General features: G+C 39.1%; 18 protein-coding genes. 14 read left to right on the top strand and 4 right to left on the bottom strand.

Translation table 11 applies throughout. The features are described 5' to 3' along the window. Positions 1-323 precede the first annotated feature (323 nt). A complete protein-coding gene (locus F9B76_RS10410; RefSeq protein ID WP_159990648.1) occupies positions 324-4,409 on the top strand; it encodes an Ig-like domain-containing protein in 4,086 nt (1,361 codons plus the stop codon). Positions 4,410-4,534: 125 nt separating this feature from the next. Here F9B76_RS10410 and F9B76_RS02365 read toward each other — a convergent pair whose 3' ends face one another. Both F9B76_RS02365 and norR read right to left on the bottom strand, forming a co-directional pair. Continuing rightward, complete coding sequence (locus F9B76_RS02365; protein WP_159990647.1) at positions 4,535-5,119, bottom strand: hypothetical protein; 585 nt, start codon at positions 5,117-5,119, stop codon at positions 4,535-4,537. Between the two features lie 17 nt (positions 5,120-5,136). Then, positions 5,137-6,663, bottom strand: a complete 1,527-nt coding sequence (gene norR / locus F9B76_RS02360; protein WP_159990646.1) for a nitric oxide reductase transcriptional regulator NorR — start codon at positions 6,661-6,663, stop codon at positions 5,137-5,139. 278 nt (positions 6,664-6,941) lie between these two features. Between norR and F9B76_RS02355 the strand changes: the two genes are divergently transcribed. After that, entirely contained in the window at positions 6,942-9,179 is a 2,238-nt protein-coding gene (locus F9B76_RS02355; RefSeq protein WP_159992059.1) for a nitric-oxide reductase large subunit, read from the top strand. Positions 9,180-9,562: 383 nt separating this feature from the next. On the opposite strand, the gene F9B76_RS02350 is transcribed toward F9B76_RS02355, so the two are convergent. Beyond that, positions 9,563-10,096: a hypothetical protein gene (locus F9B76_RS02350; protein WP_159990645.1), complete on the bottom strand. Its 534-nt coding sequence runs from the start codon at positions 10,094-10,096 to the stop codon at positions 9,563-9,565. Positions 10,097-10,427: 331 nt separating this feature from the next. Between F9B76_RS02350 and F9B76_RS02345 the strand changes: the two genes are divergently transcribed. The 3 genes from F9B76_RS02345 (at position 10,428) to F9B76_RS02330 (ending at position 14,013) form a co-directional block, all read left to right on the top strand. Continuing rightward, positions 10,428-11,687, top strand: a complete 1,260-nt coding sequence (locus F9B76_RS02345; protein ID WP_159990644.1) for a D-amino acid dehydrogenase — start codon at positions 10,428-10,430, stop codon at positions 11,685-11,687. Positions 11,688-11,976: 289 nt separating this feature from the next. Then, on the top strand, positions 11,977-13,095 hold the full coding sequence (gene asd / locus F9B76_RS02335) for an aspartate-semialdehyde dehydrogenase (RefSeq protein ID WP_159990643.1): 1,119 nt from the start codon (positions 11,977-11,979) through the stop codon (positions 13,093-13,095). 204 nt (positions 13,096-13,299) lie between these two features. Continuing rightward, a complete protein-coding gene (locus tag F9B76_RS02330) occupies positions 13,300-14,013 on the top strand; it encodes a hypothetical protein (protein ID WP_159990642.1) in 714 nt (237 codons plus the stop codon). A 274-nt stretch (positions 14,014-14,287) separates the two neighbouring features. On the opposite strand, the gene F9B76_RS02325 is transcribed toward F9B76_RS02330, so the two are convergent. Further along, the gene (locus tag F9B76_RS02325) at positions 14,288-17,128 is read right to left on the bottom strand and encodes a valine--tRNA ligase (protein WP_159990641.1); all 2,841 of its coding nucleotides are present in this window, start codon (positions 17,126-17,128) and stop codon (positions 14,288-14,290) included. 319 nt (positions 17,129-17,447) lie between these two features. On the opposite strand from F9B76_RS02325, the gene ndk reads away from it, so the two are divergent. From ndk to hisC, 9 genes are read left to right on the top strand one after another with little or no spacing between them, the layout of a single operon-like run. Further along, positions 17,448-17,855 carry a nucleoside-diphosphate kinase gene (gene ndk / locus F9B76_RS02320; protein ID WP_159990640.1) on the top strand — a complete coding sequence of 136 codons (408 nt, stop codon included), beginning with the start codon at positions 17,448-17,450 and terminating at the stop codon, positions 17,853-17,855. Positions 17,856-17,867: 12 nt separating this feature from the next. Then, complete coding sequence (rlmN, locus tag F9B76_RS02315; protein WP_159990639.1) at positions 17,868-19,010, top strand: dual-specificity RNA methyltransferase RlmN; 1,143 nt, start codon at positions 17,868-17,870, stop codon at positions 19,008-19,010. Continuing rightward, positions 19,007-19,492, top strand: coding sequence for a helix-turn-helix domain-containing protein (locus F9B76_RS02310; protein WP_159990638.1), 486 nt, complete (start codon positions 19,007-19,009; stop codon positions 19,490-19,492). The genes rlmN and F9B76_RS02310 overlap by 4 nt, the downstream gene beginning before the upstream one ends. Then, the gene (gene ispG / locus F9B76_RS02305) at positions 19,489-20,763 is read left to right on the top strand and encodes a flavodoxin-dependent (E)-4-hydroxy-3-methylbut-2-enyl-diphosphate synthase (RefSeq protein WP_159990637.1); all 1,275 of its coding nucleotides are present in this window, start codon (positions 19,489-19,491) and stop codon (positions 20,761-20,763) included. Before F9B76_RS02310 ends, ispG begins: the two co-directional genes overlap by 4 nt. A gap of 43 nt (positions 20,764-20,806) precedes the next feature. Beyond that, positions 20,807-22,093: a histidine--tRNA ligase gene (gene hisS / locus F9B76_RS02300; protein WP_159990636.1), complete on the top strand. Its 1,287-nt coding sequence runs from the start codon at positions 20,807-20,809 to the stop codon at positions 22,091-22,093. 6 nt (positions 22,094-22,099) lie between these two features. Next, positions 22,100-22,744, top strand: coding sequence for a YfgM family protein (locus F9B76_RS02295; protein ID WP_159990635.1), 645 nt, complete (start codon positions 22,100-22,102; stop codon positions 22,742-22,744). A gap of 4 nt (positions 22,745-22,748) precedes the next feature. After that, positions 22,749-23,906: an outer membrane protein assembly factor BamB gene (bamB, locus tag F9B76_RS02290; protein ID WP_159990634.1), complete on the top strand. Its 1,158-nt coding sequence runs from the start codon at positions 22,749-22,751 to the stop codon at positions 23,904-23,906. 9 nt (positions 23,907-23,915) lie between these two features. Then, the gene (der, locus tag F9B76_RS02285; protein ID WP_159992058.1) at positions 23,916-25,340 is read left to right on the top strand and encodes a ribosome biogenesis GTPase Der; all 1,425 of its coding nucleotides are present in this window, start codon (positions 23,916-23,918) and stop codon (positions 25,338-25,340) included. Continuing rightward, complete coding sequence (gene hisC / locus F9B76_RS02280) at positions 25,337-26,422, top strand: histidinol-phosphate transaminase (RefSeq protein WP_159990633.1); 1,086 nt, start codon at positions 25,337-25,339, stop codon at positions 26,420-26,422. The genes der and hisC overlap by 4 nt, the downstream gene beginning before the upstream one ends. Positions 26,423-26,446 lie beyond the last annotated feature (24 nt).

Raw genomic sequence — 26,446 nt, 5'->3', positions numbered from 1 at the left:
ATGTAGTAAACCTAATGTATCAAGCACCTAAAGCCATGATACGGCAAAGAGCGTTAATGGTACGGATACCTTATGTGTATCTGTATCATGCATTTTGCTGAAATCAGTACCGTTTTAGGCGATAGATATATTTGAGGTATTGAGGTGGTTTATGGGTATTAATGTCAATTGATACTTATCAGCCATTATTACCATAAGATGCTAAACAGATAGTCATGTTATCGACATCATTATCCCTTTATAGATAAATGTGTTAAGGGGTATATGATGTGCGTTTGGTATCATTTTTTATTTTTTTATTTTTGTTTTTTAATGAGGATTGTATGACAATTATTTATGCAAGTGATGTAACCAACCCAAAGCAAATCGCTAAAATTACCTTAGAAGTTAAGCAAGGGTTATTTCGTTTAGGCGATCGGTTAACTATTCGCCCCTATTATGAGGGAACAGGTGAACGTAACTCAAGTACAGAGGGGACCCCAATTCATTATCGCCTACAAAAAGAGGATATAGGTAAAACTCTTGTCTTTGGCTTTGATGCTCCTGTTCCGGGTGAAAAAATTGCAGTGACTTATGATCTAAAACGTCCCAAAAGCCCTGGTAATGAGAATATTTACATTGATACAGTTGCTCGTGCTGATAAAACCAAACAACCAGCAGCTGTGGTGATCGGTAATGGAGACGATCTTTTAACCCCAGATGAAATTGATGCAGAGGGTAAGGTAACTATTACCGTAACACTACCAAAAGGGCTGTTGCCAACTGATGAACTGGTGGTTGAAACCAATCAAGGTGAAGGTATCTCTATACCATTAGATAGAGATCGCTATCAACAAGATCAAATTGAAGTCAAAATGGAGGTTCCAGAAGGTGGTGAGAATAGTGAGTTACTGGTATCTGCTTACGTTGTTGATAAACACGGTAATGGTTCTGCAGTAAAAGAGCAAGTTTATCTTTTACATGAGAAAGATCCAGAAGTAACGATTGAATTATATAATGTAACAGAAGACAATGTGATTAATGCCGAAGAAGCACAAGAAAACTATACCCGTATTAGCGGTAAAGTTAAAGGTGATTTTAAGGAGAGCGATCATGTGCGTATTTTCCTTGATGACGATACTTACTACACCCGTACCGTTGATGCGGAAGGTAATTTCTTTGCATCTATACCAACTAGACAATTAGTCAATGATGCAGATAAGACTATCAAGGCGGTATTGGTTGCTTACAAAAATACCAAACCTTTTATTTTTGAAGCGGAAAAAACATATTCTGTTGACACGATAGCACCTAATGCTAAGACTGCTACGATTACATTAGACAATATCACTCCAGATAACGTGATTAATGCCCAAGAAGCACAAGGTAATGTGGTGATTTCAGGTCAAGTGCGTGGTGAGTTTAACACAGGCGATCAAGTGCGTATTTTTGTTGATGAAAATACTTTCTATACTCGCTATGTGGATGAAAACGGTTACTTCCAAGCAACTGTACCAGCAAGTCAATTAGTCAATGATGCGGATAAAACCGTTTATGCGGTATTAACCACCACGGATGCGGCAGGCAATACCGGCACTATCCGTGGTGAGAAACAATATGCCGTTGATACCGTAGCCCCTAATGCTGATAGCACCCGTATTTCCCTAGACAATATCACAGCAGATAACGTAATTAATGCCCAAGAAGCACAAGGTAATGTGGTGATTTCAGGTCAAGTGCGTGGTGAGTTTAACACAGGCGATCAAGTGCGTATTTTTGTTGATGAAAATACTTTCTATACTCGCTATGTAGATGAAAACGGTTACTTCCAAGCAACTGTACCAGCAAGTCAATTAGTCAATGATGCGGATAAAACCGTTTATGCGGTATTAACCACCACGGATGCGGCAGGCAATACCGGCACTATCCGTGGTGAGAAACAATATGCCGTTGATACCGTAGCCCCTAATGCTGATAGCACCCGTATTTCCCTAGACAATATCACAGCAGATAACGTGATTAATGCCCAAGAAGCACAAGGCAGTGTGACTGTTTCAGGTCAAGTGCGTGGTGAGTTTAACACAGGCGATCAAGTGCGTATTTTCCTTGATGAAAATACTTTCTATACACGCTATGTGGATGAAAACGGTCGTTTCTCAGCAGAAGTACCGGCAAATATGCTCATCAATGATGCAGATAAAACCGTTTATGCGGTATTAACTACCACAGATGCGGCAGGCAACACAGGAACAATCCGTGCAGAAAAACAATATGGCGTAGATACCGTTGCACCAAATGCAGAAACCACCCAATTATCTTTAGACAACATCACGGCAGATAACGTGATTAATGCCGCAGAAGCACAAGGTACCGTAACGGTTTCTGGTCAAGTGCGTGGTGAGTTTAACACAGGCGATCAAGTGCGTATTTTTGTTGATGAAAATACTTTCTATACACGCTATGTGGATGAAAATGGTCGTTTTGCCACAGAGGTATCAGCGGATTCCTTAGTCAATGATGCAGATAAAACGGTTTATGCCGTATTAACCACCACGGATGCAGCAGGCAATACCGGTACTATTCGTACCGATAAACAATATGGTGTTGATACGACTGTAGATGCACAAATACAGCTTAATGAAATCGGTAGCGTTCGCAAAGATCGTGAATACACCATTTCAGGTAAAGTGAGTGGTGAATTTAATGAGGGTGATCAAGTTCGTATTTTCTTAGATAAAGATACTTACTATACTCGCCAAGTGGATGTAGAGGGTAACTTTAGTGCGACTGTTCACGGTAGTAAGTTAGCACAAGATGCCGATAAACTTGTATCAGCCGTATTAACGACAACCGATACAGTAGGTAATAGTGCAGAAATTTCAAATGCGGTGAAATTTAGTGTTCAAACAGTAAAACCAGGGTATTTCCATAGTGGTATTGGTGGTGGAAGACACTTCTGGATAGGTGTTGGCGGTAAAGATAAACCCGTTGATCCATTAACACGAGAAGAAGCCGAGAAATTTGTATATAACAAATTAGTTGATACAACAAAACCTGTAGAGCCTATTAATCCTGTAGAACCAGCTAAACCAGTTGAGCCGGTTAAACCTGTAGAACCGATCAAACCAGTTGAACCGATTAATCCTGTAGAACCCGCTAGACCAGTAGCGCCAATTAAGCCAGTAGAACCTGTTAAACCAGTAGAACCTGTTGCTCCTAAGGGTCAAACTATTGAGTTACGTGCCTTAAACGGTGATCTCACTTTATACTATGGTGTTAGTAAATCAGGGTCTAAAAACGGTTCAGCAGATGTGAGCTTTACCGTACCTAAAGGGGCAGACGCTTACACTACCACAGATGGTGATGATAAAGTCTTTATCGGTTACTATGCTAACGGTCAAGAATTCCGTAAAGGTCAGGCTGGCAGTGTATCTAACTGGGGGGATAACAATACCCAATATGGTCTAAAAACAGATGGTAATAAGAGTATTTCTACGATTGATATGGGCGCAGGTAATGACTATGTACGTATCCGTGGTGATGAAAATCAACAAACTCGTATTTACCTTGGTGAAGGTAATGACCAAGTGGATATCCGCTTAAAAGTAACTTCAGCTGTTAATACAGCGGGAGCATCAAGCAATCAAAATCAAGCAGTTTCTGCTATTTTTGGTGAGTCAGGTGATGATATTATCAATATTGGTGGTAGTATCCATAACTCTATCATTTCTGGTGGTAGTGGTAGTGACAACATCAATATTGGTTTTGGTGCTTTAGGTGGCGGTAGCTTAGTGGGTAGTACGATTATTGATTTAGGTAGTGGTAAACCAATGCCAGCGGTTTATTTACATACTTACCAAGATGGTACAGGTCGTAGCCTCGGTAACGATCACAATACCGACAGCGTTTTTGATGTTAATCATCTACGCATTGCGGTGAATGTTGATCCGGGTGCCAAAATCTATGGTGGCAAAGGTAAAGACATCGTAGAAATTGGTGGTCGCTTTAACGGTAAGATGGAACTAGGTGCAGGTGATGACTCTGTTACCTATGTACAAGGTACAGGTAAAATCAATGGTGGTTCTGGCCATGATACCGTTAAAATCACGGGTAAAAACGCTGTTTTACACTTAAAAGACTTTATTGAAGTAGAAACCATTGACATTTCAGGCTCTGGTAGCAACACATTACGAGTTACTTCAGATGCTGCACGTGCTGATCGTACGACAGTATTTGTTAAAGGTGGCTTTGATGACAAAGTGGACTTTGGTAATGTCAGCCCAGCTCGTGCTAACTTGAGAGAAGGTAATAAAGGAAGCTGGCACAAAGTGGGTTCTACCATAAAAGACGGTGTACGTTATGAGGGTTATGAATTTAACCACCAAGACGATACACTAGTGTATGTGCAGGCAAATATTCAGGTAGTGTAATGAATAAATCCTGTTTGTAAGTAGGTAATATCCTCTCTCTACGAGGGAGGATAGTTCCCATGTGATAGGTGGTTGGCATATGCTGACCACCTATCCTTTTTATAAGCATAAGTGAGTATTGAGTTTTATCGGATTTTTTCGACTTTTTTGCCATTCCAAAAGGCATCAAAAATAATATCAGTGATATTATCAACCCCATCTTTTAGTGCTGCTTTTCCCTGTGCTAATAAATGGTTATTTTGTTGAAGAATCTCAGCGTACCCAGCGATAAACTGGATAAAATGATGATCAAAGAACTGAAATCGAGGAATTTTAATCTTAGTCGCTTTTCCCTTATGACAAAGGGTCATTTCACATTCTTCATCAGATATTTTTCGATCAATAATTTTATCTATTTCTACATAATCAATACATTCAGGATCTTCAAGAAAATCTTTAAAGTATATCTTTTTGTTGGTGATTATCATGCCGTCTGTTGCACTACCAAATAAGGTAATATCAAAAAGAAATAATAATTCTTCATCTTCTTCTATTCCTTGAGCGTAGGATTTTTTGGCATTTTCAAATTTTTTAACTGGAAATGTCTCATAACTATCCTGTAGGTTATAGTATGTGCCATCATCAAGTTTATTCATAAATCGACCAGATGTGACCGCCATAGACATCATCTCAACCGATTCCGCTAATTCACTATATTTTCTATATGGCATAGTATCCTCTCGTGTTATTACTTTAATCCTAATTTCTTTGCTAATTTGTGTAAATTACTGGTATCAATCCCCAGTCTTTTGCCTGCTTCTGTCCACCGATAATGCGTTTGTTCAAGTGTTTGCTGAATTACTTCTTTCTCAAAATTTTGAATTAATACTTTTAGGGGTAGGGAAGTATCAATAGGGATAGCAGGAGCGGTATGAGTATCCTGTATAGGGTGTGGTTGCTCCGATAAATTATCAATATCTAATTGATAAGACTCTATCGTCACAATATCATGGCGACTATGGCTTGCCCCTCTTGCTTTTAATGAGGCACGACTAATAATATGTTCTAGCTCACGTACATTACCCGGCCAATGGTAGTGTAAGAGTGCCTGGCTAGCAGATGGACTAAGTCGTAATCCTCTTAACCCTAATCGCGAACGATTGAGTTCTAAAAAATAACCTGCTAATAATAAAATATCATTTCCTCGCTCGCGTAGGGGAGGAATGTGAAGTGGATAAACAGAGAGGCGATGATAAAGGTCTTTTCTAAAATTACCTTCTTCAACCTCTTTTTTTAAATCACGATTGCTTGCTGCAATAATACGCACATTAACATAATGCAACTTATCAGAGCCTAAACGCTGGATTTCTCCGTTTTGGATAGCGCGTAGTAGCTTAGATTGAATACTGAGACTTAGCTCACCAATCTCATCTAAAAAAAGAGTGCCATTATCTGCCGCTTCAAATCGACCTATCCTTTCATGCGTTGCACCAGAGAAAGCCCCTTTAACATGGCCAAATAATTCACTTTCCGCTAAAGCATCGGGTAGGGCAGCACAATTCACAATAATAAGAGGGCGTGCATGGCGTTTAGAGTAAGCATGTGCATAGTGGGCAAAAACATCTTTTCCCACCCCTGTTTCACCCGTAATTAATAGCGGTAAGTCAGAGTCTGAAATCAGCCGAATCTCTTCTGTCAGATGCAAAATAGCAGGGCTATCCCCAATAACTTTACGATTATTTTTGATTTCTGATTGTGCATCTATGGGGGTGAACAGTTGTTGTTCTGCAAGTTGCTTTTCGATTTGTGCCATACGGATACTGGCTTCAAATAAGTGAATAGATTGAAATAACTTTTCTTTATTTGCTTTGGTAAAGGTATCTTTCATCGCATCTAGCGTGATAATCCCCCATAATTGACCATTAACAAATAATTTACAGCCTAGGCAATCATGTACGTGTAGATTTTCACCAAGCGATTCATCTACTAACCCATCATAAGGATCGGGTAGAGAAGAGTTTTGATCAAAATGAACAGGAGCAGAGTCATTGACAATGGTTTGTAGTCGAGGGTGTTCTGCTAATTTAAATTGTCTGCCCAAGGTATCTGGACTAAGACCTGCCGCGGCTTCCATCAAGAGAGTGTCATGATGAAGTCGAAGTAATCCCACCGCACTACAGCCAAATTCTGTTTTAATGGTTGTGGCTAAACGTGCTAAACGTTGGGTGGGTGAAAGTTCTTTATTGAGGTCTTCAATAATGAGATGATGGCTCATGGTAAAAAAAACCTGATTAGGGTAAAAAATACCTTAGTAGTATAAGGTATTTTTTACCTTTTGAGCAAAAATTCTATCCTTTCTAAGCAGAAAATAAGTTGGCACGATTTTTGCTATATAATTAAATGAGAGTGTATGTATCGTAATCCATAGATTAATCCATGTCATCTCTCATTGTAGCAGATACAGATTAATGTTGAATTATTCTACTTGCTCAAAAGCTACTAATAGACCATTAGGTATATTGGTAAATCATTTCAATGTTTTAGGAAAAAATGATGGGAAATTATAAAAAGCTGTGGTACTGGTTATTTGGTATCCTACTCGTTACTTTTACGATCCTAGGCTATCTTGGGGTCGATGTATATCGTAATGCACCACCTATTCCTGCACAAGTAAAAGTTGCCTCAACAGGTGAAGTCTTGATGACATCAGAAGATATCTATCAAGGTCAATCTGCTTGGCAAGGTACAGGCGGTATGCAAAACGGTTCTATTTTTGGTCATGGTGCTTATCAAGCCCCTGACTGGACAGCAGATTGGCTACATAGAGAGCTTATTGCTTGGATGAACATCACTTCTCAAGAGCGTTTTGGCGTATCTTATGAGCAAGCGACTGAAGAGCAAAAAGCGATTTTAGAAGCTGCCGCTAAAAAAGAATATCGTACCAACACTATTGATGAAAATGATGTTGTGACTATTTCTGAAACGCGTGCTAAAGCGATCAAAGAAATTGCCGAATACTACAAAGGTGTTTATGGTGATGATCCTCAATATGAAAGTACTCGTGAAAGTTTCGCGATGAAAACAAATACCCTAGCGGATCCTGCTCGTCGTGATAAATTAGTGAATTTCTTCTTCTGGAGTTCTTGGGTTGCTTCAGCAAACCGCCCTGGTTCTGACGTAACTTATACCAATAACTGGCCACATGAACCAATTATCGATAATGTTCCATCTACTGAAAACATTATGTGGTCTATCATCAGTATCGTTGTACTGATTGCTGGTATTGGTTTATTAGTATGGGGTTGGGCTTTCTTAACAAAACATGATGAAGAAGATCCTCCAGCACCTCATGTTGACCCAATTACAACCTTTAAATTAACACCTTCTCAAAAAGCATTAGGTAAATATGCTTTCTTAACCGTTGCATTATTTGCTTTCCAAATGTTTATGGGGGGTGCAGTAGCTCACTATACTGTTGAAGGTCATACTTTCTATGGTATTGAGTTATCAAAATGGTTCCCTTACTCTTTACTCCGTACATGGCACTTACAAAGTGCAATTCTATGGATTGCCGCAGGTTTCTTAACCGCTGGTCTTTTCTTAGCGCCTGTTGTAAACGGTGGTAAAGATCCTAAATACCAACGTCTAGGGGTTAATGTTCTATTCCTTGCCTTATTAGTGGTTACTGTTGGTGCGTTCGTTGGTAACTACCTTGCGATTGCAGGTCAAATGCCAGCTGAATATAACTTTATGTTAGGTCACCAAGGTTATGAGTATCTCGACTTAGGTCGTGTATGGCAATTTGCGTTATTCTTAGGTATTGCTTTCTGGTTATTCCTAATGGCACGTTGCTTAGTAGGTGCGTTCAAACAAGGTGGCGACAAAAACTTACTAGCGTTATTTACCGCTTCTGTTGTTGCAATTGGTTTGTTCTACGGTAGTGGTTTATTCTACGGTGAACGTTCTAATATTGCCGTAATGGAATACTGGCGTTGGTGGGTGGTTCACCTATGGGTAGAAGGTTTCTTCGAGGTATTTGCAACAGCTGCATTAGCCTTTATCTTCAGCTCAATGGGTCTTGTATCACTTCGTTCAGCAACAGCTGCTTCATTAGCATCAGCTTGTTTATTCATGCTAGGTGGTGTACCCGGTACTTTCCACCACTTATACTTCACTGGTGCAACAACACCTATCGTTGCAGTGGGTGCTAGCTTCTCTGCATTAGAGGTTGTGCCTTTAGTGGTATTAGGTTATGAAGCGTATGAACACTGGAGCTTACGTACTCGTGCATCTTGGATGGCAAATGTTCGTTGGCCTTTATTCTTCTTCATTGCCGTTGCTTTCTGGAATATGCTTGGTGCAGGTGTATTCGGTTTCATGATCAATACGCCAGTATCTTTATTCTACTTACAAGGTTTAAATACAACAGCGGTTCACGCACATACAGCTTTATTCGGTGTGTACGGTTTCTTAGCACTAGGTTTCGTACTTTTAGTATTACGCTATATCCGTCCAAACCTTGTATTTAGCGAAAAATTAATGCGCTTCTCTTTCTGGGCATTAAATATCGGCTTACTCGGTATGATTAGCATTAGCTTATTCCCAATTGGTTTATTCCAATTCCATGAAAGCGTAAGCGTTGGTATGTGGTCTGCTCGTGGTGAAGCGTTCCTACAACAAGATTTCTTAGAAAACTTACGTTGGATCAGAACACTACCTGACGTGTGCTTCTTATTAGGTGGTTTAGGTGTAAGCCTACAAGTCGTTAAAGGTTTATTTAGCCGTTCATAATCTGAATGAATAGTTAATAAAATCCTTTCTCGAAAGAAAGCCTATTAAACTACCCTCATAGATTCATTTCTATGGGGGTAGTTTTTTGGGGGAAATATGAATAGCTTATATTTAAAAGAAAAGTGTTATATTTTAAATCTTAAATTCAAGATAGAAGTGCAACGTTTTAAAAACTGAGTTGATGAGGTAAAATATACCACGCTACACATTGGCTTTGCTTATCTCACTATATGATGACAGATGGTTTATAAATAAAATAATAATGATTTTATTGACTATAGACTAAGATGTGCTATTACCAAGTAGTTTTTTATCAATAGTCTTGGCTAGGTATATAGAGACAGTGAGACAGTAAGTTGTGCGAGTGTATTTATAAGTGTTACTTATGGCTGTTCTACTGGGGGAGTAGTAGGCGATGCTTGAAGTGTAAAGGTAATATAGTAGGCTTCAGGATCTGATGATTTTTTAGTCTGTTGAAGTTCAATAGAGGGTTTATAGAGAATACGTAAATCATATGAGCCATTCTCAGGTAGTGTGTATTCCATATTATTGCTAATAGGTACAATCGTTGTCCCATAGAGAATCATTTCCATGTTAGACGGTGCTTCCAGAGAGAAGAGGATTTTTTGTCCCTTTTCACCCAAGAATTGGTAAGAAGAATAGCCTACCCCTTGAATATAGCCCCGATACCGTAAAGGCATTCCTGCTGTATCAATGGTAATATGCTGTGTTAGATTCGTAAGGGATTTGATAGTAGTAGGATCTAGCACATTGGCTTGATGGATACTTTGATCACTGGCAGTAGCGATAGATTCGTGAGCAGGTTCAGTTGGGTTTGGGCTGGTTAATAATACACCTAATCCAGTCATTGCCATAATGGCAATAATCAATTTTTTAGAGTTATTGCTAAGCTGCATATACGGACTCTCAGAAATACCAATGAGAAAACAATAGGAAATTTTAATCTATCTTTGACAGCGGTGCAATCTGAAAATTTTATTCTGAAGTGAATTGTTATGTTTTAAAAATGATTTTACTAAGTAGTTTGTTTTAGTAAGAAAAGGAGTGGTTATTAAAAGAGAAATAGTATAGAAGAGAGTAAAAAAGAACATTAGCCAAAAAGTGTTGCTATTTACTCTCGTAAATCTACTAGAAAAGCACCAAAAAATCATAAAAATTTGTTATTTTTTGTTAAATGCGATATGCTGACAGTATATCTTGTATATTGTGTGTTTTAGGAGGTATATTGTGCACATTTATGTATTAGGTAGTGGCATTGTAGGCGTTACAACTGCTTATTATTTAGCGAAAAAAGGTTTTGAAGTTACTGTTCTTGACCGCCAAGATGGACCTGCATTAGAGACAAGTTTTGCTAATGCAGGTCAAATTTCACCAGGATACGCTTCGCCTTGGGCAGCACCGGGGATACCGTTAAAAGCAATCAAGTGGCTTTTCCAAGAAGATGCGCCTCTCATTATGAAACCTACCTTAGACATAGCACAATATCGTTGGCTATGGTCTCTTCTTAGAAACTGTACAGCGAAAAACTATGCGATCAATAAAGAAAGAATGGTGCGTTTATCAGAATATAGTCGCCTTTGTTTTGATCGATTACGTCAAGAAACAGGTATTCGTTATGAAGACCGTCAGAGAGGGACAATCCAATTATTCCGTACACAGCAACAACTAGATGATTCAGCAAAAGATATCCAAGTGCTAAAAGAAATGGGAACACCATTTGAAGTATTAGACCGAGCGGGTATTCTACGTTATGAACCGGGACTAAAAGAGACGATTAATGAATTTGTAGGGGCGTTACGTTTACCCTTAGATGAAACAGGGGACTGTTTTATTTTTTCAGAGCGTTTAGTAGAATTAGCAAAAGCCTTAGGTGTACGCTTTCAGTTTGCTCAACATATTGAACGATTTGATGATCAAAATGGAGAAATTAAAGGTATCTGGGTTAATGGTGAATTAGTCACAGCAGATGCCTATGTAGTAGCACTAGGCTCTTATAGCACAGCTTTACTAAAACAGGTGGGTATTGATGTACCTATTTATCCCCTAAAAGGGTTTTCATTAACTGTTCCTATTACCGATGAAAGCAAAGCCCCACAATCAACCGTTCTTGATGAAACCTATAAAGTTGCACTGACTCGATTTGACCAACGTATCCGTATGGGTGGTATGGCAGGGGTTAATGGTTTTGATTTAAGTTTAAAGGATAAATACCTCAAGACCATGCATAAAATCTTTAACCATGTCTTTCCTAATTCGGGTAATCTTCAAGAAGCTACTTTCTGGACAGGGTTACGTCCAGCGACACCAGATGGTACACCGATTGTAGGAGGAACACGTTACCCTAATTTATGGATTAATTCGGGGCATGGTACATTAGGCTGGACAATGAGTTGCGGTGCAGCAAATTATTTAGCTGATTTAATTGCTGGAGAAAAACCAGAAATTAGTACAGAAGGGCTTGATATATCACGTTATATCAAACGATAAATTAAATACCCGTTTTATAATTAATTGTGTAGATGGCAAGCGTAGTTTTAACTATTTCTTGCCATTAAATTTTTGGAGCAGTATTAGATTAGCTCTAAATTTCACATCATTTTCTCAGTATTTTTAACCGCTCTTTTGGTGTTCCAAAGTTAAATTGCAACTCACCTCCTTTTAAAAATAAAGAGAGTAAATTGTCATTATATTGATTTCATTAATTTGTCATAAAAAAATAGTACGGTTAATCCTTTCTAATTAGGCTTTGGGTAGTTTTATTCTTAAAGGATAAATTATGAAGAAAGTAGGTTTTGTGGGTTGGCGAGGTATGGTAGGTTCTGTTTTGTTAAATAGAATGCGACAAGAAAATGATTTCCACGATATTCAGGCAAGTTTTTATAGCACTTCAACTATAGGCGGACAGGGGCCTGAAATTAATCATAGTGTTCACACATTAAAAGATGCTAATAATCTTCATGAACTGGCAGAAATGGATATTATTGTAACTTGCCAAGGTGGCGATTATACAAAAGCTATCTATCCACGATTAAGGGCATTAAATTGGAAAGGTTATTGGATTGATGCGGCATCTGCTTTGAGAATGAATGAGGAGGCTTGTATTGTATTAGATCCTGTGAATCGCTCAGTTATTGATCATGCTTTACAAAAGGGGATTAAAACCTTTGTGGGGGGTAATTGTTCAATCACGTTAAGTATGATGGGATTAGCAGGATTACTCAAAGAAAATGTCGTTGAGTGGATGAGTCTGATGACGTATCAATCTGCCTCAGGAGCAGGGGCAAAACAAGTTAAGGAATTGCTTGCACAAAATAAATTTGTTGCCGATCAGATTCAACCAAAAGAACTTAATCATAACGCTGCTATTTTACCGCTTATCGAAAAAACAAATATGCTTATTAATCATCAAGATCTTCCTAAAGAGGCATTTGGTGTACCTCTAGTGGGAAATATTATTCCTTGGATTGATACGGATTTACATAATGGTAATAGTAGAGAAGAATGGAAAGGTGAAGTTGAGTTGAATAAGATTTTAGGGTTATCAGCCAAAACGATTGCTGTTAATGGTCTATGTGTTAGGGTAGGTGTCATTCGTTGTCATAGTGCTGCTATTACCATGAAATTAACACATCATATACCAGAAAAGAGATTGATAGAACTTATTACAGAAAATAATCCGTGGGTTCAATATATTCCTAATAATTTACCAGATACGCTGTCTAGGCTAATGCCTGCTTCCGTAAGTGGTTCTTTACAAGTAGCAGTTGGTCGCTACAAACCAATGGGATTTGGTGATATGCCTATTTATTCGGTATTTACTGTTGGTGATCAGCTACTTTGGGGGGCGGCAGAGCCTTTGCGTAGAATGTTGTGTATTTTATTAGGAAAATTATAATCCCATGGATAATAGTGTAAAACGATGGTGTGTGACACTATTTAGCTACTTTATGATGATCTAACTGTGTCAAGAAATAAGACAAAGTAAAGTCACTCACTAAAAAAGACTATGTAAATAGTACAAAATAGGGTAGAATGGCGGAATTAACGTAATGTATGTTAATAAAAATGACAGTATTTCTACATTAACTTAAAGGAAAATATGATGAAAAACTTATTAAAAGTAACATCTGGTGCAGCACTTGCTTTATTATTGGTGGCTTGCTCACAAGAATCAGATCCAGTTAAAGATGCCAAAGAAAAAGTTTCAGCCGTAACACAAGATGCTAAAGAAGCTGTATCTAATGCAACAGAAAGCGCTAAAGAGGCGGTTTCTAATGCAACAGAAAGCGCTAAAGAAGCCGTTTCTAATGCAACTGAAGAAGTAAAAGAGGCTGTTTCTAATGCGGCTGATGAGGCAAAAGAAGCTGTTTCATCTGTAACTGAAGGGGTAAAAGATAAAATTGCTGAAGTAACTGGTGATCCTGCTGCTGATTTGAAGAAATTATTAGAGTGGGGCAATGAAAAACAAGCTGAACAACAAACACTACAACAACAAGCACAAGCTGCTTTTGAAAGCCAAGATGAATCAAAAATTCAAGAAATGATTCAAAAATACTCTGCTTCTATTGAAGAGATGAAACAAAGCTTGGCATCTGTTGATATTAAAAGCGATGTGATTAAACCACTTAAAACGAAATTAGAAGAGACATTAGTATCATCAGAAGAAGTGATGAAACGTAGTGCCGAAACTATTCGTAACCGTACAGAAGAGAATATTCAATTACTCCAAGCGGCTATTGATAAAACAGTAAAACAAGCGAATGAACTTCAAGCGCTTCAAACAGAATTACAAGAGAAATTTTCTGTTAAATAATTAGTCACAATTATTGAGTGTATTTCAATACCTACCCGACTTTAAATATGCTAAAGTCGGGTTTTTTGTTGGATATAACATAAAAATTCTCAAGTAACTGCTTACCATATTTTTAGTAGAATGGATATTCTACTTACTATAGGTTGTTTATGATATTACTGAAGAAAAATAACTTTAGGAAAATATACACTATTTTTTAGCTATATTACTTCAAAAATAAAGCCTTACTTCATACTTAAAGTAAGGCTTTTTTATTGATATATAAACTATATCGTTATTTGAGTTTACTTAACTGCTCTTGGACTTTATTGAGTAAAGCCGTAAAATCAGCTACACGTTGTTTTTCTTGCTCAATGACAGCGGCAGGTGCTTTTTGAACAAAATTCTCATTGTTCAATTTACCATTTGCTTTGGCAATTTCACCCTCAAGACGTTTAATCTCTTTATTAAGACGAGCTGTTTCAGCAGCAACATCAATCTTAACATTAAGCATTAACTCACAATGCCCAAGAATTTGGCTAGGTGCGCCAACATCAGGTAATTGTTCAACACGTTGAATTTCATCTATTTTACCCAATGCTTTGATATAGGGAAGATGATGATCCACTAATTGCGCTTCTCCCACCATATAGATACCGACTTTTTCAGCAGGAGAGATATTCATTTCACCGCGTAAGGCACGAATTGCCTCAATGGTTTGTTTTAAATGCGTAATATCTGCCTCGGCTGCCTCATCTACACGTTCTAAATGTGCAAGAGGGTAGGCTTGATTGCTAAGTAAAATCTCTTCATCGGATTGACGTTTACCTGCTAATACAGCAACGTGTTGCCATAATTCTTCCGTAATAAAAGGAATAATGGGGTGTGCTACACGCAAAATCCCTTCTAATACCGTAATGAGGGTATGACGAGTTCCTTGTTGCTGTTCTGGTGTACCTGTTTGTAGTTGTACCTTAGCTAATTCTACATACCAATCGCAATATTCATCCCATACAAAGCGGTAAATGGCATTAGCAACCATATCAAAACGGTATTCTTGGAAACCTTTATGAACCTCAGCAACGAAACGTTCATACTGGCTGATAATCCATTTGTCAACCGTAGAAAGGACGATATTATCTGACTGAATTTGATGACCCTCAACATTCATCATAATAAAGCGAGTGGCATTCCATAATTTATTGCAGAAATTACGGTACCCCTCACAACGTTTAAGATCAAAGTTCATATTACGACCAAGGGTAGCGTAGGCTGCCATGGTAAAACGTAGTGCATCAGCACCGTAGCTACTGATACCATTAGGGAACTCTTTTCGAGTATCTTTTTCAATCTTGGCAGCTTGTTTAGGATTCATTAGTCCTGTAGTACGTTTAGCCACAAGGGGTTCTAATTCAATACCGTCAATCAAATCAACAGGGTCTAGGGTATTACCTTTTGATTTACTCATTTTTTGACCTTGCGCATCAAGAATCAAGCCATGAACATATACTACCTTAAAGGGGACTTGTCCTGTCAGGTGCATACTCATCATAATCATACGAGCAACCCAGAAGAAAATAATATCAAATCCTGTTACTAATACATTAGATGGCATATACCGTTCATAGTCTGGTGTTACAGCAGGCCAACCCATTGTGGTAAAAGGAACAAGTGCTGAAGAGAACCATGTATCTAACACATCTTCATCACGGCGTAATGTACCTGTTACACTGGCGGCTTTTGCTTTTTCATAGGCTTCTGCTTCGTTACGAGCTACGAAAATTTGACCATCTTCACTAAACCATGCAGGAATTTGATGTCCCCACCATAATTGGCGAGAAATACACCAGTCTTGGATTTTTTCTAACCATTGATAATAGGTGTTCGACCAGTTTTCAGGGTAAAAACTTACTTGACCATTACGAACAACTTCAAGTGCCATTTCTGTAATGCTTTTTCCCGGATTATATGTACCTTCAGGGGCAGGCTTGCTCATAGCAACGAACCATTGATCCGTCAGCATAGGTTCAATCACGGTTTTTGTACGATCACCACGTGGAACCATCAGTTTATGTGGTTTGATAGAATCTAATAAGCCTTGTTGCTCTAAATCAGCCACAATTTGTTTACGTGCTTCAAAACGATCAAGACCTTGATATTGAGAAGGAGCATTTTCGTTAATCTTGGCATCTAAAGAAAGAATGCAAATCATCTCAAGTTGATGACGTTGACCAACAGCATAGTCATTAAAATCATGTGCTGGTGTTACCTTAACCACTCCTGTACCGAATGTTAAATCGACATAATCATCAGCAATAATTGGGATTTCACGATTAACAAGGGGGAGTTTAACTTTTTTACCGATAAGGTGTTTATAGCGCTCATCTTCGGGGTGTACCATCACCGCTACGTCCCCCAGCATGGTTTCTGGTCGAGTCGTTGCGACAACTAAATACTGTAAATCTCCCACTGGCTCAAGCAATGGATAACGGATATGCCATAAGCTACCATCTTCTTCGACACTTTCTACTTCTAAATCTGATACGGCTGTGCCAAGGATAGGATCCCAATTCACTAAACGCTTACCACGATAGATAAGCCCTTGTTCATAGAGACGGACAAAGGTTTCAATCACACCAGCAGACATTTGTTCGTCCATTGTGAAATATTCACGAGACCAGTCAGCCGAGCTACCTAAACGGCGAACTTGTGATTGAATTGTACCGCCTGAGTATTCTTTCCATTGCCAAACTTTTTCAAGAAAGGCTTCACGACCAAGGTCATGACGAGAAATATTTTGTGCATCTAATTGACGTTCTACAACAATCTGTGTCGCAATACCGGCATGATCTGACCCTGGTACAAATACTGTATCACACCCATTCATACGGTGATAGCGGATTAATCCATCCATAATGGTTTGGTTAAAGGCGTGTCCCATATGGAGTGTACCCGTTACATTAGGAGGAGGGAATTGAATGATATAAGGTGTCCCTGATAGTGGAGAATCGGTTTTGACGTGTTGCCCTGCTTTAAAAGCACCTAATGAATCCCACTTTTTGTACCAGTAGGCTTCTAATGCGGTTGGTTCAAAATTTTTGGCAAATTGCTTATTGTCTGTTGTTTGAGTAGTCATACGTTTTTTGGCACAGAAGTGCTATACCTGTTTGTTGAAGTGTCAAATTTTGATAAAACCTATATTCTATCGGATTTAAAAGGGAAATTTAGCTATTTAAGAAAGAAAAAGGGAAATAAATAGCCGTGTTGGTATCTTACTTATTTGAGGGTGTTTGTATGATTTATCAAGGTGTAGAATATTATAGGTATCATGTCGTTGAAAGCCCTGTATATCTGCTTATATGGTAAAATCACAGATTATTTTGAGTAGATGAAGATTTACTTAAAAAATTTAATTATTTATCCATTTTTTAAAAACTTAAATTTAGGAGCTTTACATGGCTATCGAACGTACACTTTCTATTATCAAACCTGATGCGGTTGCTAAAAACGTTATTGGTGAGATCATTACTCGCTTTGAAAAAGCAAATCTTAAAGTAGTAAATGCCCGTTTACAACAATTAACACGTGAAGAAGCAGAAGGTTTTTACGCTGTTCACAAAGAGCGTCCATTCTTTAATGATTTAGTAAATTTCATGATTTCTGGTCCTGTATTTATTCAAGTGCTAGAAGGTGAAAATGCGATTGCTAAAAACCGTGAATTAATGGGTGCGACTGATCCTAAAAAAGCAGAACCAGGTACTATCCGTGCTGATTTTGCTGAAAGTATTGACGCTAATGCTGTTCATGGTTCAGATGCGCCTGAAACAGCCGCAGTTGAAATTGCTTATTTCTTCGGTAAATAATCATTTTATATAATGACAGAAAGTCTTAATTTATTAGGCTTAGACAATGAAGCACTCACTCAGCAAGTTGCTGAGTGGGGGCATAAGCCTTTTCGCGCCAAGCAATTACTACGTTGGATACATCAACGTGGGGTGAGTGATTTTGCTCAAATGACTGATTTGGCAAAAGATTTCCGTGCACAGCTAGAACGTCAGTGTACGATTCAGTTAGCCGATGTTATTACCAAAAAAGTCTCTTCTGATGGTACGCGCAAATGGTTATTCGATGTGGGTAATCATAATGCGATTGAAACTGTATTTATTCCTGAAGATGACCGAGGAACACTTTGTATTTCTAGCCAAGCAGGCTGTGCGGTTGCCTGTCGATTTTGCTCAACAGGCCATCAAGGTTTTAACCGTAATCTAACAACTGCAGAGATTATTGGTCAGCTTTGGAGTGCAAGAGCCGACATTTTAGCGGATCAAGGGGCTGCCCGTTTAAATACAGAATTAAATGAGCATGATAGAATTATCAGTAATGTGGTGATGATGGGTATGGGTGAACCTTTACTCAATTACCATCAAGTTGTACCAGCCTTAAAACTGATGCTAGATGATAATGCTTATGGTTTATCTCGTCGTCGTGTTACGGTATCAACATCAGGTGTTGTGCCGATGATGGATCGTCTTTCTCAAGACTGTCCCGTTGCCTTAGCGGTATCTTTACACGCACCTAATGATGAGTTAAGAGATCAGCTTATTCCTTTAAATAAAAAGTATCCATTGGCTGAATTACTAGCCGCTTGTAATCGATATTTGGAATATGCCCCTCGAGATTTTATTACCTTTGAGTATATTATGCTTGATCAAATTAACGATTTGGATAAACATGCCAAAGAGTTGATTGATATTGCGAAAGAAGTGCGTTGTAAGATTAATCTTATTCCGTTTAATCCCTTCCCTGAGTCGGGACTAAAACGTTCAAGTGCAGAAAGAGTAAAACAATTTGCACAGATTTTAATGAATGCCGGTGTTGTTACCACTGTTCGCAAGACACGAGGCGATGATATTGATGCTGCCTGTGGTCAGTTAGCCGGTGAAGTAAAAGATCGTACCAAAATTAGTGCCAAAATGCAGGCACGCAAGATGATTCCTATTAAAGAGGTCATATCGTGAGTATAGAAACACCAGATTTGGCAAATGTATCGACAAATAGTAGTCATGAAACCGTAGGGGAGTACTTACAAAAGGCTCGCCAAGCGCGTGGGATGACTTTGTCTGATGTGAGTGATGTGATTAAATATAATGTACATCAATTAGCCGCTTTAGAAGAACATAAATGGTCAGCATTGCCGTCTGGGTTTGTTTTGCGGAGTATTGTTAAGCAGTATGCGATAGCGGTGGGGGCAGATCCTGAAATAGCACTGAGTAAATTAGCAGGAGAGACAAATAATAGCGCCCCTTCTACACGACGTAATATTGCTGCTCGATTTGATACGCCAATCAATGAACAATATGAAGAGGGGAGTTCATGGGTATGGTGGTTAAAAATCATTATTTTCACTTTGATAGCCATTGCGATTGTATATGTGCTAGTGGTACAAGATACGTGGCTAGCAGATATGATGGCGTTTTTTAGAAAGTGGTTTCCACAATGAGTAGTGTAGAAATAAATCAGAATGAACCCTATCCTGTTGGTCATCAAGAAAGACGCTCAACAAGGGGAGTAATTGTTAAATGTGGCACAAAGCAGGTGCAGATAGGGGGTGGAGCACCGATTGTTGTGCAGTCTATGACCAATACCGATACCGCTGATGCCATTGCGACCGCTATTCAAGTCAAAGAACTAGCCCTAGCAGGTTCTGAATTGGTGCGTATTACAGTCAATACGCCAGAAGCAGCGGCAGAAGTACCTAAAATCAGAGAACAATTAGATGCGATGGGAGTAGATGTCCCATTAGTCGGTGATTTTCATTACAATGGTCATAAATTACTCACCAGTTTTCCAGAATGTGCGCAGGCTTTATCTAAATACCGCATTAACCCCGGTAATATGGGGGGTGGCAAAAAGCGAGAAGATAATTTTGCTCAGATGATTGAGGTAGCGGCTAAGTATGATAAAGCTATTCGTATTGGTGTGAACTGGGGGAGTTTGGATCAAGATTTAATGGCGCGTATGATGGACGAAAATAATGCGCGTCCTATACCGTGGTCGGCACAAGCCGTCATGCGAGAGGCCTTAGTTATCTCGGCTATTAGTAATGCACAACGTGCTGAAACCTTAGGTTTAGCAGGCGATAAAATAGTCCTTTCTTGCAAAGTGAGTCATGTTCAAGATTTAATTTCTGTTTATCGAAATCTATCCAGTCGTTGTGATTATCCCTTACATCTTGGCCTTACTGAGGCAGGTATGGGGAGTAAGGGTATTGTCGCTTCTACCGCAGCATTATCGGTTTTATTACAAGAAGGTATTGGCGATACTATTCGTATCTCTTTAACACCAAAACCTGGTGGTGATCGCCGCAAAGAAGTCGTGGTAGCACAAGAAATTTTACAATCAATGGGGTTACGTGCTTTTACGCCTATGGTGGTTTCCTGTCCTGGTTGTGGAAGAACAAGTAGCACTTTTTTCCAAGAGTTAGCTGATGATATTCAACGCTTTTTACGGGAGCAAATGCCGATTTGGCGTACAAAATACCCCGGTGTAGAGCGTATGAATGTTGCTGTTATGGGCTGTGTTGTGAATGGCCCGGGTGAAAGTCGTCATGCGGATATTGGGATTAGTCTACCTGGGACTGGTGAAGTACCGACTGCCCCTGTATTTATTGATGGTGAGCGAACAGTTACCTTAAAAGGTGAGACGATTGCACAAGAATTTCAGCAAATTGTATTGGATTACGTTGAAAAGCGGTATGGTCAGCCATCATAACCAGACAAAGTTTATTATTTAATAGTTTATATTCAAAATAATTATGAGTAAATCTTTTAAAAAAGTAATGGCTATTCGAGGAATGAATGATATTCTTCCTGCTGAAAGCTGGCGTTGGGAGCAATTAGAAAGTATCCTAAAAGCATGGTTAGCACAATATGGTTATGTAAATGTGCGTACCCCTATACTAGAAGAAACACGCTTATTTGCACGGGGTATTGGTGAGGTAACGGATATTGTTGAAAAAGAAATGTACACTTTCCGTATGTCAGAAGATACCGAACAATTAACGATGCGTCCTGAGTTTACAGCAGGTATTATCAGAGCAGCGATTGAACATAATATAACGTATGAACGACCTCAACGATTATTTTCTATAGGGCCTGTTTTTCGTCATGAGCGGCCTCAAAAGGGTAGGTATCGTCAGTTTCATCAACTATCTATTGAAGCATTAGGGTTTAATGGGCCAGATATTGATGCCGAGCAAATTATTATGCTAGCCCGTCTTTGGAAAATTTTAGGATTAAAAGATATTCATTTAGAGTTAAACTCTCTAGGGCAAATTGAAGAGCGTAAAGCCCACCGTGAGGCATTGATTAAGTACCTTGAAGCCCATATAGACATACTGGATGATGATGGTAAACGCCGTATGTATAGTAATCCTTTGCGTGTGTTAGATACCAAAAATCCAGCAATGCAAGAAATGGCAAATAATGCACCTAAATTATTTGATTTCTTAGGTGAGGCATCAAAAGCACATTTTCAGGAAATTTGTACGCGACTAGAACAAGCAGGCATTGCTTATACGGTAAATCCACGCTTAGTGCGAGGTTTGGATTACTACAATTTAACGGTCTTTGAATGGGTAACAGGTAGCCTTGGTGCACAAGCAACCGTATGTGGTGGTGGTCGTTATGATGGTTTATGCGAGCTTTTAGGGGGTAAACCTACACCTGCTGTTGGTTTTGCGATTGGTTTAGAGCGTCTCTTATTGTTAATGGAACTTTCAGCGCAACAACAAACTCCTAGTGAAACGGATATTTATATTATCCATCAAGGGGAGGCGGCAAGTCGCCGTGCTTTACAAATTGCCGAACTCTGCCGAGATCAAGGTTGGCGCGTATTGACACATGCAGGGAGTAGTGCCTTTAAGAATCAGTTTAAACGAGCGGATAGTAGTGGTGCTAAAATCGCTTTAGTCCTAGGTGAGTCAGAAATTCAAGATGGAACGATAGGAATTAAGCCATTGCGTACAGATAATGGTATGATGTCAGAGCAAATAACAGTTGCTCAAGAGAATATAATTACCGTATTACAACAAAGGATTTAATATATTATGGCATTTGATTTAGAAGAACAGGAAAAGATTGATCAGGTTAAGGCTTGGTGGAATAGATTTGGCGGTTTAGTGACAGGTATTTTAATTGTTATCTTATTATGTATAGCAGGTTATTATGCATGGCAATGGTACCAAAATAGTAAAGCAAATCAAGCATTGGGGTACTACGACATCGTGTATGCAAGCACTAGTAAAACCAATCCAGATGCCAATGATAAACTTCGTATTCAAGAAGCATTAGCTGTGCTACAAAAAGATTATGTGGGTACTGCTTATCCTGCACGTGCCAGTCTTGTTGCTTCTAAATATTTTATCCAACAAAATGATTTGGCCGCCGCACAACAAGCGGTACAATGGATTATTGATGAAAGTAAAGAAACAGAAATACTTCCAGTAGCTCGCTTACAATTATCGGCTATTTTAATGGATCAAGAAAAATTCGATGAGGCTTTTGCACAGGTAAGTAAACCTGCTGAACATTTTGTTGCTGCTTTTTTAGACCGTCAGGGCGATATTTTATTCGCTAAAGGGGATAAAGCTGGTGCAGTAAAAGCATGGAAAGAAGCGTTGAATGATAAAGATATTGATCAAAATTTTGTTCGTTTAATTCAAATGAAGTTAAATGTTTTGGGTGGAGAGTAATCAAATGAAATCACGTCAGATAAAAACATGGGCATTAGCACTAGGTGCTTCGGTTGTCTTATCCGCTTGCAGTATCTTTAGTGCTGATGAGCGTTTTGAACCAGTTGATTTAACCGATTATACCGCGACTGTTACGCCACGTATTAATTGGTCTATTTCTATCGGTAATGGTAGTGGATATGGTTTTACACCTGCCTTTTTTGATGGTTCTGTATATGCTGCTACACCAGATGGACAAGTTGCTCGTGTCAATGCGAGTAATGGGGCAATCGTTTGGCGTATTGATTTAGACCGTGATTTGGCTGCAGGTGTTGGTGTCAATGAGGGTGTTGTTGTTGTGACAACACGAGATGGTCATGTATTGGCATTAGAAGCAGCAACAGGTAAAACCTTATGGGATAATACGGCTTCAACCACATCAAGTACGCCTGCAGCTATTGCTTCAGGGGTAGTGGTAGTACGATCAGATGATTTTAGAGTACAAGGCTATAACCTTGCTGATGGTGCATTATTATGGAGTTATATCCGTAAAAATCCAGACTTATCATTAAAAACAAATTCTCGTATGGTATTTGCTGATGCACAAACCGTATTGGCAGCTGTACCAACAGGCCGCCTTGTGGCATTAAATACAAATAGTGGTCGTGTCATTTGGGAAGTTGTCGCTGCGACAGCTAAGGGAATGAGTGATTTAGATGGTGTTACCGATGTTGTTGGCTCACCTATAGTTCTAGGTAACGAAGTATGCCTAGCAAGTTATCAGGGAAATATTGTGTGCTATGCAGCAACGGCACAAGGGTTAAATGCTAAATGGGCACAACCCTTTTCAACCGCAGTGGGTATTGATGCGACACCATCGGCAATTGTTGGTGCAGAAACAGATGGTTCAGTCAAAGCCTTTTCTCGCCAAGACGGTCAAGAGTTATGGTCAGATAATACGTTGCGTAATCGTGGTTTAACAAATCCTATCGTATATAACAATCATGCGGTTGTAGCAGACTATGAGGGTTATGCTCATTTTTATGATTTTAATACGGGTAAATTAGAAGGACGTATCTATCTTGGTGATAGTGATCCTGTTGTTTCTCCTCTAATTGCTATCCCTGGGGGTATTATTGCTCAGACAGGTGATGGTAAATTAGTTTTATTTGGTGCAAACTAAGTGAAAAAAATACAATTTAAACCTGTTGTCGCACTGGTTGGACGACCCAATGTGGGTAAATCGACTCTATTTAATCGTCTAACACGTTCGCGTAATGCGCTAGTGGCAGATTATTCTGGATTAACGCGTGATCGTCATTATGGTGAAGGGCGAGTAGGTACGTATCCCTTTTTGGTTATTGATACAGGTGGTTTTGAACCTGTGGTTAAATCAGGTATCCTCAAAGAAATGGCACGTCAGACAGAACAAGCTATTGCTGAATCAGATGTGGTTATTTTCTTGGTTGATGCACGAGCAGGTGTAAACGCACATGATCATGAAATTGCGACTATGCTGCGCCGTGCTGGGCCCAAAATTATCCTTGCGGTTAATAAAGCAGAAGGGATGAATAAGGTACAAGCAACGGCTGAGTTTCATGAGCTTGGTTTAGGTGAGCCTGTACCTATTTCTTCTGCGCATGGCGATGGTGTGGCAGATTTAATTGAAAATGCGCTTGCTTCTTTAGTCAATCCTGTGGTGGAATCGTCAGAAGAGACTTCAATGACGGAGATGGATGAAGAGGCACTAGAGCAGGCTTTAGCCACAGAAGAGGGTGAGGAAGTTTCTCAAGAGTTGTTTACGGATCACCGTATTAAATTAGCCATTGTAGGGCGACCTAATGTGGGTAAATCTACTTTGATTAATACATTAATTGGTGAACAACGCGTTATCGCCTTTGATATGCCCGGTACCACACGTGATGCCATTGAAATTGAATTTGAACAAGGCGACAAAAAATATACCATTATTGATACCGCAGGATTGCGTAAACGAGGTAAGGTTTTTGAGTCTATAGAGAAGTTTTCAGTTATTAAGACCTTACAAGCTATTGAAGCGTGTAATGTAGTGGTGCTTGTCTTAGATGCGCAAAGTGAAATTTCAGAACAAGATGCACATATTGCAGGATTTATTCTGGAGAGTGGTCGTGCATTAGTCGTTGCTATTAATAAATGGGACGGTTTAGATCAAGATAAACGGGATTGGATTATACGAGAATTCGAGCGTAAGATGCGGTTTTTATCATTCGCTAAGATTCATTATATTTCAGCCCTTAAAGGGCAAGGTGTTAAAGCTCTCTTAAAATCGGTTAATGAAGCACATGCAGCCGCTTTCCGTAAACTGGCAACACCTAAATTAACACGAGAATTGCGAGCAGCCGTTGAACAACAGCCCCCTCCTCGTAAAGGTATTTTTAGACCCAAGATGCGTTATGCTCACCAAGGGGGACAGAATCCACCTTTAGTGATTATTCATGGTAATGCCTTAGATGCGATTAATGATTCGTATAAACGCTATTTGGAATCACGATTCCGTAAAGTGTTTAAGTTAGAGGGAACACCAATGCGGATTGAATTTAAATCTTCTACTAATCCCTATAAGGACAGTGAGAAATGAGTCAATTCTGGAGTGATATTGTTAAGGAACTACAACCCTATGTTCCTGGAGAGCAACCCAAAGAAGGGCAATTTATTAAATTAAATAGTAATGAATCGCCTTTTCCACCTTCTCCTCATGCGGTTGCGCTGATGGAAAAAGCACTTTATGGGTCTTTAGCCTTATATCCTGATGCAGAGGCGACTCCTGTACGAGAAGCTGTTGCACAGTATTATGCGATTGAACCGCAACAAGTATTTGTGGGAAATGGTTCGGATGAAGTATTAGCCCATATCTTTCATGGTTTATTTTGTCATCAGGGTAAGCATATTCTTTTTCCTAGCATTACTTATAGCTTTTATCCTGTCTATGCAAAGCTTTACCAAGTAGCCTATCGTGAAGTACCTCTTGCGGTAGATTATTCAATAGATTTAAATCCTTACCTTCAAGCTAATAGCGAAGAAGTAAGTGCCATTATTTTTGCTAATCCTAATGCACCAACAGGTATAGCACTTAGTTTGTCGCAGATAGAGCAGTTACTCAATGCACAACCTAATATTTTAATCGTTGTCGATGAGGCTTATGTGGATTTTGGGGCTGAAACAGCAGTTGCATTAATTGCCAAGTACCCTAATTTATTGGTAACTCAAACCCTCTCTAAATCACGCTCTTTAGCGGGTATCCGTGTTGGTTTTGCATTTGGGCAGGCTTCTTTGATAGAAGCACTGATTCGTGTTAAAAATAGCTTTAATTCCTATCCTATTGACCGTATTGCACAAGCAGGTGCTATTGGTGCTTTTGAGGATGAAGCCTATTTTAATCAGACACGTCAGATGATTATAGATTCACGAACGTACTTGAGCCAAGCGGTACAACAAATGGGTTTTGAGGTACTGCCTTCTAGTACGAACTTTATTTTTATGCGTCATTCTCAATTAGAAGCAGCACAACTCGCATTTTCCTTGCGTGAAAAGGGGATTTTAGTGCGTCATTTCAAGCAAAAACCGATTGAACAATTCTTACGTGTAACAATTGGAACACAAAAAAATTGCGAAAAATTGGTAAATGCCTTGTGTGAAATCGTTTCTAAGGGTATGATGTAGTGTAGTTATGGATTATTGATTTTT

Source organism: Pelistega ratti, from assembly GCF_009833965.1.
Classification (GTDB): domain Bacteria; phylum Pseudomonadota; class Gammaproteobacteria; order Burkholderiales; family Burkholderiaceae_B; genus Taylorella; species Taylorella ratti.
Note: the sequence above shows the minus strand (reverse complement) of the source record. Positions and strands in the feature narration are given on the sequence as shown.

Bases quoted from the DNA above. Each gene is read 5' to 3' on its own strand.
- F9B76_RS10410 (WP_159990648.1), top strand. From the start codon at position 324: ATGACAATTATTTATGCAAGTGATGTAACCAACCCAAAGCAAATCGCT.
- F9B76_RS02365 (WP_159990647.1), bottom strand. From the start codon at position 5,119: ATGCCATATAGAAAATATAGTGAATTAGCGGAATCGGTTGAGATGATG.
- norR (WP_159990646.1), bottom strand. From the start codon at position 6,663: ATGAGCCATCATCTCATTATTGAAGACCTCAATAAAGAACTTTCACCC.
- F9B76_RS02355 (WP_159992059.1), top strand. From the start codon at position 6,942: ATGGGAAATTATAAAAAGCTGTGGTACTGGTTATTTGGTATCCTACTC.
- F9B76_RS02350 (WP_159990645.1), bottom strand. From the start codon at position 10,096: ATGCAGCTTAGCAATAACTCTAAAAAATTGATTATTGCCATTATGGCA.
- asd (WP_159990643.1), top strand. From the start codon at position 11,977: ATGAAGAAAGTAGGTTTTGTGGGTTGGCGAGGTATGGTAGGTTCTGTT.
- F9B76_RS02330 (WP_159990642.1), top strand. From the start codon at position 13,300: ATGATGAAAAACTTATTAAAAGTAACATCTGGTGCAGCACTTGCTTTA.
- F9B76_RS02325 (WP_159990641.1), bottom strand. From the start codon at position 17,128: ATGACTACTCAAACAACAGACAATAAGCAATTTGCCAAAAATTTTGAA.
- ndk (WP_159990640.1), top strand. From the start codon at position 17,448: ATGGCTATCGAACGTACACTTTCTATTATCAAACCTGATGCGGTTGCT.
- rlmN (WP_159990639.1), top strand. From the start codon at position 17,868: ATGACAGAAAGTCTTAATTTATTAGGCTTAGACAATGAAGCACTCACT.
- ispG (WP_159990637.1), top strand. From the start codon at position 19,489: ATGAGTAGTGTAGAAATAAATCAGAATGAACCCTATCCTGTTGGTCAT.
- hisS (WP_159990636.1), top strand. From the start codon at position 20,807: ATGAGTAAATCTTTTAAAAAAGTAATGGCTATTCGAGGAATGAATGAT.
- F9B76_RS02295 (WP_159990635.1), top strand. From the start codon at position 22,100: ATGGCATTTGATTTAGAAGAACAGGAAAAGATTGATCAGGTTAAGGCT.
- bamB (WP_159990634.1), top strand. From the start codon at position 22,749: ATGAAATCACGTCAGATAAAAACATGGGCATTAGCACTAGGTGCTTCG.
- hisC (WP_159990633.1), top strand. From the start codon at position 25,337: ATGAGTCAATTCTGGAGTGATATTGTTAAGGAACTACAACCCTATGTT.